Source organism: Nostoc sp. KVJ20, from assembly GCF_001712795.1.
In the GTDB taxonomy this organism is placed as follows: Bacteria; Cyanobacteriota; Cyanobacteriia; order Cyanobacteriales; family Nostocaceae; genus Nostoc.
The window spans coordinates 1-9,055 of sequence record NZ_KV757677.1; the positions used below are offsets into that span (position 1 = coordinate 1).

8 protein-coding genes are annotated in these 9,055 nt (G+C 37.3%); 3 read left to right on the top strand and 5 right to left on the bottom strand.

Annotated elements, in window-relative coordinates; genetic code table 11:
• Positions 1-52: 52 nt before the first annotated feature.
• Entirely contained in the window at positions 53-1,657 is a 1,605-nt protein-coding gene (locus A4S05_RS27855; RefSeq protein WP_069073030.1) for a glycosyltransferase family 39 protein, read from the top strand.
• Between the two features lie 31 nt (positions 1,658-1,688).
• Here the strand turns inward: A4S05_RS27855 and A4S05_RS27860 are convergent, their stop codons facing one another.
• Positions 1,689-3,929: a glycosyltransferase gene (locus A4S05_RS27860; RefSeq protein WP_069073031.1), complete on the bottom strand. Its 2,241-nt coding sequence runs from the start codon at positions 3,927-3,929 to the stop codon at positions 1,689-1,691.
• A 321-nt stretch (positions 3,930-4,250) separates the two neighbouring features.
• Between A4S05_RS27860 and A4S05_RS27865 the strand changes: the two genes are divergently transcribed.
• Positions 4,251-4,970: a DUF4079 domain-containing protein gene (locus tag A4S05_RS27865; protein ID WP_069073032.1), complete on the top strand. Its 720-nt coding sequence runs from the start codon at positions 4,251-4,253 to the stop codon at positions 4,968-4,970.
• A 107-nt stretch (positions 4,971-5,077) separates the two neighbouring features.
• On the opposite strand, the gene A4S05_RS27870 is transcribed toward A4S05_RS27865, so the two are convergent.
• From A4S05_RS27870 to A4S05_RS27885, 4 genes are all read right to left on the bottom strand, one after another.
• Positions 5,078-6,256, bottom strand: coding sequence for a hybrid sensor histidine kinase/response regulator (locus A4S05_RS27870; protein WP_069073033.1), 1,179 nt, complete (start codon positions 6,254-6,256; stop codon positions 5,078-5,080).
• A 14-nt stretch (positions 6,257-6,270) separates the two neighbouring features.
• Positions 6,271-6,471, bottom strand: coding sequence for a response regulator (locus A4S05_RS27875; RefSeq protein ID WP_069073034.1), 201 nt, complete (start codon positions 6,469-6,471; stop codon positions 6,271-6,273).
• Positions 6,472-6,524: 53 nt separating this feature from the next.
• The gene (locus A4S05_RS40690) at positions 6,525-6,830 is read right to left on the bottom strand and encodes an ATP-binding protein (RefSeq protein WP_069073035.1); all 306 of its coding nucleotides are present in this window, start codon (positions 6,828-6,830) and stop codon (positions 6,525-6,527) included.
• A gap of 266 nt (positions 6,831-7,096) precedes the next feature.
• Positions 7,097-7,297, bottom strand: a complete 201-nt coding sequence (locus A4S05_RS27885; protein WP_069073036.1) for a hypothetical protein — start codon at positions 7,295-7,297, stop codon at positions 7,097-7,099.
• Between the two features lie 544 nt (positions 7,298-7,841).
• On the opposite strand from A4S05_RS27885, the gene A4S05_RS27890 reads away from it, so the two are divergent.
• Complete coding sequence (locus tag A4S05_RS27890; protein WP_069073037.1) at positions 7,842-8,873, top strand: hypothetical protein; 1,032 nt, start codon at positions 7,842-7,844, stop codon at positions 8,871-8,873.
• The last annotated feature ends 182 nt before the right edge of the window (positions 8,874-9,055 follow it).

The window sequence follows — 9,055 nt, forward strand, 5'->3', positions numbered from 1 at the left end:
CACCTTGAAAGGGCTGGTCCTATATATGTATAAATTATTGTGATATTTAATTATGCGGCATCTTAAACTTACTCAAAATAAGTTGCGTTTTCTGATTGTCGTTATATTAATGATTGGTATATTTTTTCGCTTTTTTAACATTGACAGCAAAGTTTATTGGCATGATGAGACTTTCACTTCATTGCGGATTTCTGGTTATACGGCAAATGAAGCAAGGCAGCAAATATTTAATGGCCAGATAATTAATAAGCAAAGTTTTGCCAAATTCCAAAGTCCAAATATCGAGAAAGGCTTAAGTGACACAATTAAGTCTTTGGAAACAGAAGATCCACAGCATCCACCACTGTATTATGTAATCGCTCGGTTTTGGGTGCAAATATTTGGTAATTCGGTGACGGTAATCAGAAGTTTATCTGCTTTGATTAGCTTGTTAATCTTTCCGAGTATTTACTGGCTATGTCGAGAATTATTTAAAGCATCGCTATGGGTATCTGAGGTTGCGATCGCACTTATGGCAATCTCTCCTATTCACCTAGTATACGCCCAAGAAGCACGAGAATATATTCTCTGGATAGTGACTATATTACTATGCAGTGCCTCGTTGCTACGAGCATTACGCCTGGAATCAAAAAACAAAGCACAACGCATATTAACTTGGGGAATCTATGCAGTCACTTTGGCGCTAAGTCTTTATACATTTTTGTTGACTGGATTTGTAGCAATTGCTCATGGAATTTATGTAATTGCCACTGCCAGATTTAGGTTGAATCGGACAGTGAAAGCTTATCTATTAGCATCTTTAACAGGATTTTTTGCCTTCATACCTTGGATTCTAATTGTGATAGATAACTTTTTGCAATTTGACAGTTCAACAAACTGGACAAAAATGCAAGTTCCCCTAGAGATTTTAATTAAATCTTGGTTTTTACAGTTGAGCCGGATTTTTCTTGATTTAAACTTTGGGTTTGAAAATTCGTTTAGCTATGTAATTACGCCAGCTTTTTTGATTTTTATTGGATATTCTATTTATTTTCTGTGTCGAACAACTAACTATAAAGTCTGGTTATTTGTCGTAACTTTAATTATGATTCCGGCATTACCTTTAGTGCTACCAGATGTAATTTTTGGGGGTATACGCTCACTTTCCGAACGTTATTTATTGCCTTCTTACTTGGGAATTCAACTAACTGTTGCTTACCTACTTGCTACACAGCTACACAGTGAGAGTCTTGTACGCCGGAGAATCTGGCAAACAATGATGGGACTAGTGATTATTTGTGGGCTAGTTTCTTATGGGGTGAGTTCCCAGGCAGAAACTTGGTGGAGTAAGGTTATTAGCTATGGTAATCCACAAGTTGCGAAAATTATCAATCAGGTTGATCGTCCACTTTTAATTAGTGATGATTCTGGTATTAATTATGGGAATATCTTTTCTCTCAGCTATCTTTTGCAGTCAAAAGTGCAGTTTCAATTAGTAAAAGACCAAACTATCCCTAATATTACTGATGAGTTCACTGATATTTTTTTACTAAATCCTTCAGATATATGGCGCAAGCAAATAGAAGCAAATTACAAGTATAAAACAAATGTTGTGTATGGTGACAATCATTACTTGCTCTGGAAGGTAGAAAACCTTAATTCGTTGCACCAGAATTAGAAATATGTCACCTATTTACAGGTTATAAAAATCAAATTTGAGAAACTTTCGTTGCCCTTGCATCTACTTTCCGATCAAATAGAATTCGTGGTTTTAGCAAAAGTTTAAATAGTAACAATAACGAATGTAATTCTCCTGGTGCATTCTGGTGCTTCCACTGTCCCGGACGACAAAAGAGCATTTCTACAAGTCGGCGATGTTGATTTAAGCTTACTGATTGAAACCTAATACGTACTGTGGAAAATTCATCTTTAAACCCAGTACTCATAACCTCACCAGTCAACTTGAAACTCTCTTCTATAATTTCTATATCTATTGACTGATTAGTAAATAAATAGGCAGGTAACTTTTGATTTAGAGCAATTTCAACACCTGCTTCAGAAATCATTGTAGTCACACCCCACAAATTTTGATCGCCAACTCTTAGCTGCACTATTCGCCGCAAGTCAAACCATTCATACATATCTGCTTTCGGTGCATCTATTAAAATTAATAGGGTAATGCCAATCATTATTGAGTTATAAACACTCCATATCCAACCTAAATTTATACCTGTATTATGTTGTGTAGTTTCGGATGCAATATCCAGATTTAGCCATAAGCTAACGGCAGTAGCGATAAACAAAATTATCAACGGTAGGGCTAAATTCCAATTGAAAATATAGCGATTCTTAACCATACCCTTGGGTGTAACTTGAAATCCTTTTGCAAAAGGATTAATCATCACTTGAATAGTATTTACTGCTAAAGGAAAACATATTATTAGTGAATAAATATCTGATAGCAAAGCTGAACAAGAACGATAATTTAGCCAAGAAAATGTTGCTAAGTTTACTGAATAGTAAGGTAACAAAAAAAATAACAATTCTGCTCCTGTTGAACGGATAGGAATCACAGCGAAAAATGAATATGCTAATGGGATAAGTAAAAAATAAACACGCGAAATATTACCAAACCAATATAGTAATCCAGCTAAAGAAGCTAACCTTTGCATGAGGGTTAGCCCAGAAATTTTTAAAGGATTAGATTTAATAAATAGCGCTTGGAGTGTACCTTGTCCCCACCTTAATCTTTGGGTTGCATAGCCGACAATATTTTCTGCTGCTAAACCAGCACTTAATTTTTCATTTAAATAAATCAAACGATATCCTTGAGCAGTTAAGCGAATTCCGGTAAAATAATCTTCACTCAAAGACTCAATTACAAAACCTCCAATCTGATCTAAAGCACTTCTGCGAACGACAAAGGATGTACCAGCACAAATCGCACTACCTGAAGAATCACGACTTGTTTGAATTTGACGATGAAATACTTCTGCTTCATGGGTGAGAACATTCTCTAAGCCTAAATTACGGGCTATAGGATCAGCATTATAAAAGCTTTGAGGCGTTTGTACAAGGGCAACTTTTTCATCTTGAAAAAAGCCAATAGTGCGGATGAGAAAGTTACTTGTGGGGACAAAATCAGCATCAAAAACTACAATTAATTCTCCATTGGTTTTAGCGATCGCATGATTCAAGTTACCAGCTTTCGCATAACTGTTATCAGGTCGCGTCATATAGTTACAACCTAATTCTTCTGCCAATTCTCTCATTTCTGAACGATTGGTATCATCCAAAAGATAGATTGTTTTATTTGCATAATCTAGCGCTTGACAACCAATAATTGTCCGCCGTAAGATAAAAACTGGTTCGTTATAGGTTGGTATTAAAATATCAACAGATAGTACAAAGCTACCACTGATTACAGCTAGTGATTTCACGTCTGCTTCGCGGTGACGTTCTTTGATATTCAACATGAACAATAGCTGTATAGTAGTATTGAGTAGCATTAATATCTCTGCAAAATATAACCCCAGGCTAAATAATCCATTCAACGGATCTACTAAATTTAAGGTAGATAGCGATCGCCACAGAATATACCGCAAAGTTAAAATGATTAAAATTCCCACTATTAACCGTTGCGACCAAATTCGGGGTTGTGGGGAGATTTTCATCACCACAAACACAGTTAGCAATAATCCGATAGTGGGTAATAGTAAATATTTACTATCTATTCTTGGCGCTTCTAACCACATTGGTGGGTGCATTTGCCAGTAATTGATTTGAGCAAAAACTCCACTAATTCTATCTTCACCAGCGAACCATCCTACTACAATGATGCCAGATAAGAAAAAAACGCCTAATAAAATTAGCGTTGCTGTGTGGAATCGAATAACTCTCTTGGAAACAGTATTTTGAGGTGGTTTGTAGTTAAACTTTGATCCTGACATTTCGCCCTTTTTCACCTAAAACGATTCTGCAAAAAAAGCATTTCACCCAAATTTTTGTGACGCATTTAAAAAAATGTAACAAAATATTTACAATAATACTTTATATTAAAAAATATTGCCATGTATTTAAGAATACATAAACTATTCTTGACTAAAGTTCTAGTTTTTTATAAGATATTCAAATATTTGATTGATTAAAATCAGCTAAAAATAAAAAAGATAAATATTAAACAGATTCTTATCTGAAATTAATTTAAGTGATGGTACGATGCTTTAAATTGTCCTTTGAGATGAATTCAATGATTCATTGAAAGGTGTTGTATGCAATTAACAGATTTTCTTGGTCTTGTACATCCAGCGATCGCAATCATATTCGTGTTTCCACTCATCGGTACAGTAGTTAATTTTGCTTGGCAAACACGCCAACGCAGACTACAAACTCTAGCCGGGAGTAAGAGCAAAATTCCACCAGTGGTGGGTACAGAACATAAGCAGTTAGGCGAATGGCTAACAAGTGCAGTTGTTGGATTAACTTTAATCGGATTAAGCTATCCTATTGGCAAAAATATTCTCAAAAATCAATTGTGGAATCAAACACCTTTTCAAGTTGTTTTTATACTGTTAATATTTGCTGCAACCATCGCCTCTTTAGTATTCCTGTTTCGGGCAAAGCAGCGCGTGTGGCGGGCAATTTTTGCAACTTTAACTGGTGCAGGTTTAGTAATTTTAGGCTGCCAAGATGGAGTATATCGTCGCACTAATGAGTGGTACTGGTCACATTATTATATTGGTATTACCGCAGCACTGCTGATGATTTTTTCATTAGCGATTGTTCAAGATATTTATCAAGATAAATCCAATCGCTGGCGTACCATACATACCATTTTAAACTGTATTGCTTTATTGCTATTTATTGGACAAGGTATGACAGGGACACGAGACTTATTAGAAATTCCCTTGAGTTGGCAAGAAACCTACATTTATCAATGTGATTTTGCTAATAAAACTTGTCCAACGCCAAACCCTCAAGTAGCAAAATAGGCGGGGGAGTGAGGGAAATGAGGGGGATAAGGGCGACAAGGAGGATAGAATAACCAATGCCCCATGACCAATGCCCAATGCTCAATGCCCAACTCTTATTTGCCTAATCATTGTAGTGGCAGAGTCACAATTACTGTTGTCCCAATACCCTGCTCACTTTCTAATTGAATATGACCGCTATGTAGTTCTACACATTTTTTCACTATAGTGAGTCCTAATCCTGTTCCTTGAATTACACCTACATTACTAGCGCGATAGAAGGTTTTAAATAGATGGCTTTGGTCTTTGAGAGGAATGCCCATCCCCTGATCTTTTATCTGGAAAGTTGCAAGGCGATCTTTGCAAATCAAATCAAACCAAATAGTACTATTCGGAGGGGAATATTTGATGGCATTAGAAATCAAATTGGTTAAGATACAATTTAGTAAGTCCTCATCCATTTGAGCTTGGGTAGATTCCCCTTGAAAAGTAAATTTAATGCTGTGATGACTACCTGCATTAATTTGAAGAATATCTGTGAGTTCGCTACAGAAATTTTCTAAATTTAAAAGTGTAGGTTTGTATTCAAGTTTGGCTGCTTCCGTTTTACTCAAGAATAATATTTCATCCAAGAGATGAAGCATCTGATTAATAGCATTTTGTATTCGATCAAAATATTTAGTTTTGCGACCATCAGTTAGTTTATCACTGTTGTATTCAAGGATATCCACAGCCGTCCGAATCGTAGTCATAGGGGTGCGAAACTCGTGGGAAACCATTGCTACAAAGTTCGACTTTAATTCGTTGAGTTCCTGTTCCTTTGCCAGCGCTTGACGGGTGCGTTCTTCACTCTCCCTTAGTTGGTTGAGAATTTCGCTTCTTTCAATGGCATAACGAATGGCACGCACTAACCTTTGTATAGTCATTTGATCTTTAACTAGATAGTCTTGTGCGCCTTCTGCCAATGCTTGTAGTGCTAAATCTTCATCATCAAGGCCTGTTAATACCACAACTGGGATATCTGGTACTGCTGCCCGAAATTCTTTCAATGTGTCCAGTCCAATAGAGTCTGGGAGGCTGAGGTCTAACAAAACTAGGTCGAATCTTCGTTGCCTTCGACTCGTTATCTGAGAATTCTTAAGGGTGGACGCGGAGTTTTCCCTGCTAACATCTATTGCCTCAGATAGGCGTTCAACATGTAACATCTGCCATTGTTCTTGATCTGCATGTAAAAATATCCGGCGTAGCAGATGAGCATCACTGGCACTATCTTCTACTAATAGAATGTGAATTGTGAGCTTTTCCATAGTGCAGGGTTATATCAATTTGTTAGATAATCACCTGATTTGCTATTTGTTAGACAGAGCTTAATTCTATTGATCGCACTTTCACCATCCTCAACCCAATGCAAGTTATTAGGGATTTGAGCATTTAAAAAGCCTTTGATGGTTAGGTTAGCATCACTAGAAGAGTCTTCAACTAGCAAAACTTCAATGGGTCGCAATGCCTGATGATGAATCATGCAGTTATCAGAATGTTATTAAGCGGGTGTAAAGTATATATACTAAAGATACCTTAATTTGCGTTGAGGGTAAGATAAAATACTGTTCCTATGCCCGGTTCTGACTCAGCCCAGATGCGACCACCATGCCGCTCGACGATTTTTTTACAGCTTGCTGTTCCAGACGAATAGCTTCTTGAAGCATACCCCAAACCAACTATAATCGCGATTTGGCGAAAAAGACCATCTGTTAATGCTATCTGCTGTTGCAATAAAGTTTTTTCTTCATTGTCCATTGCCTGGAGTTGTTCGCGGATATCTATGCTCCGATCTGCGATCGCTATTTGAGTTGATTGATCTAAACGTTCTTGCCCAACCAAATCAATGGATTGCCAAGCAGTATTACGTATAAAAAGTACAGTGTTGTTACGTAGATTTGATTATTATGTTTATGCTGATGGATGTATTGGGGTTTCGGATTGCGAAACCTGTAGTAAGCTACGCTAACGCACCTATGTAGGGATGATGCAGTTTTTGACACAAAAAAATGAGTGGATAATTGTGGTTCTTACACCATGTATCCACTCGTTTTTTACTGTATTAGAGTTACAACTTTCTTGTTAACATTTGGGAAAGTTCAAACTGATTAACGTGACTCAGTTCCCTGATTGGGGCTACCTGCTACAGAATCTTCTCCTGGTGCTTCTGGAGTAGCAGTGGATTTAGCATCACTCTTTTCAGCATCGCCAGTTTTGCGAATACTTTCATCTATGGGCGTTTGGTAGCCACCAGAAGCAGTAGGTGTAGCTTCTTGATTATTAGATTTTGGTTTTTGTTGTTCAGCCATGACTACATTCCTAATCATTTATTCTTGAGATGATCTTAAGAAAATAAGGTATGTGAGTGTATCTATCCAAAATCTAGTTATGGCTGATTAGTCCCTATGTCGGAAGTATTGTTTTGTACTACTCATGTATTTTCCGAGTCACCTTTTTTAGTGCCGTAAGAGAGAAATCCTTTAGTCTTTTGGACTACCTGATACCGCCATCTACTTCCCAATGCCACAACTAATTTAGTAGGGTTGCTATATAGGACTCATATTTGATTTCTGAAAAAATTCAGTACAACTAAGAAGCCTTCTTGACTGTAGCAAGATTGCCTATTGCCTATTGCCTATTGCCTGCCTACGCAAATTAGTTCAGAAATCAAAGCGGATTCCTATAGTCGAATAGTTCAGTTTATAAAGTTAGCATACACAAACGATATAAATTGATCACTATCTCTTTAACAATTTTTGAAGTAAATTGGTCATGAATGCTGAGGTGGTTATTCGTTTTAGAAAGAGAAACTGGAGCAAACACTCCACAGTATAAATGAAAGGTTATTAAAACATGGATTTTATTAATCAAGCACAGAAGTTGGCAGATACGGTTAGAGATAAAGCTCAAGAAGCAGCCAACAATGTAGTAAATGGGATGGATGAGGTAGTTGATGGAATCAAGAACGCTACTAGTGAGATGACTACTTCAAGTATCAATGCAGTTAATGATTTACAAAATTTGTCAACCATTGCAGCACAGTCAGGTTTTCAAACTGTTCAAAATGTTAGTAAAACATTTCAACAAAATGCTGTTGGAGTTGCCGCATCTAGTATGGTTATGGCTGATGCTTTGCAAAATTTACCAAAGACAGCTGCGGAATTAGCCCAAGAGATGCCCAAGATTGCAAATAGGCTGAGATATCGTGCTGGTGTTCGCGTGGGAGACTTACCTCGCTCTGATGCAGATGTCATGAAGCTTTTTGATAAAATTCCTGGTACATCAAAGCTTGGAGGTAAAGAATATACAATTCGTCAATTTCTTAGAGATAAGCATGGTAGCCACATCAATCCACGTTCTAAAGGTGGATCGAATGCTGCTGATAATATCCTTTGGGAAGTAGGTGTTGACAATCTCCGCCGAGGTGCCAAAGTAATGACCGTTGGCGAACAGTTTTATATTCGGGTTTATAATGCGGTAGATTCTATTGTCAGCAATTCTGGAACAATCGCCAAACTTGGCATTACTGCAACAGGAACAGCTATTCTCACCCAGGTTATAGTAACGGCAATTTCCTACTCTTTGGATCTTTATCGGGGTGATATTACTGTTGAAGAGTATAAAAATCTAGTTTTGGAAGCAGCAAAGGCAGCAGGTATTGCAACACCAATTGTTTTTTTGGTTTTGGTGGCTGTGTTAGCTTTATTTCCAGAATTTACAGTCATTTTGTCGGCACCAGTTGTTGTCGCAGGTTTCAATGCTTTATTTGGTATTAGTATTGCTACACCCATCATTCAATCGCTAGTTCGTCATGTCGAAGCTGGAGGTTTTGGGATAGAAACTGCTGATGCTTACAAGAGTGCGTTTGATGGTTCTGCGCCCTGAATTTACATTTAGGGACTCGCGCCAAAATAAAGTACCAGTTGAAAACCCTAAATCCATCATAAAACGGTAAAACCTGATTGGTATATCGGTACATTATTTAATTGCAAGTCCCTTACAGCAGTTTTCATGTATTTGAACCACATCTATCGTAGGGGCACAGCATTGCTCATTGGTGTCAACTT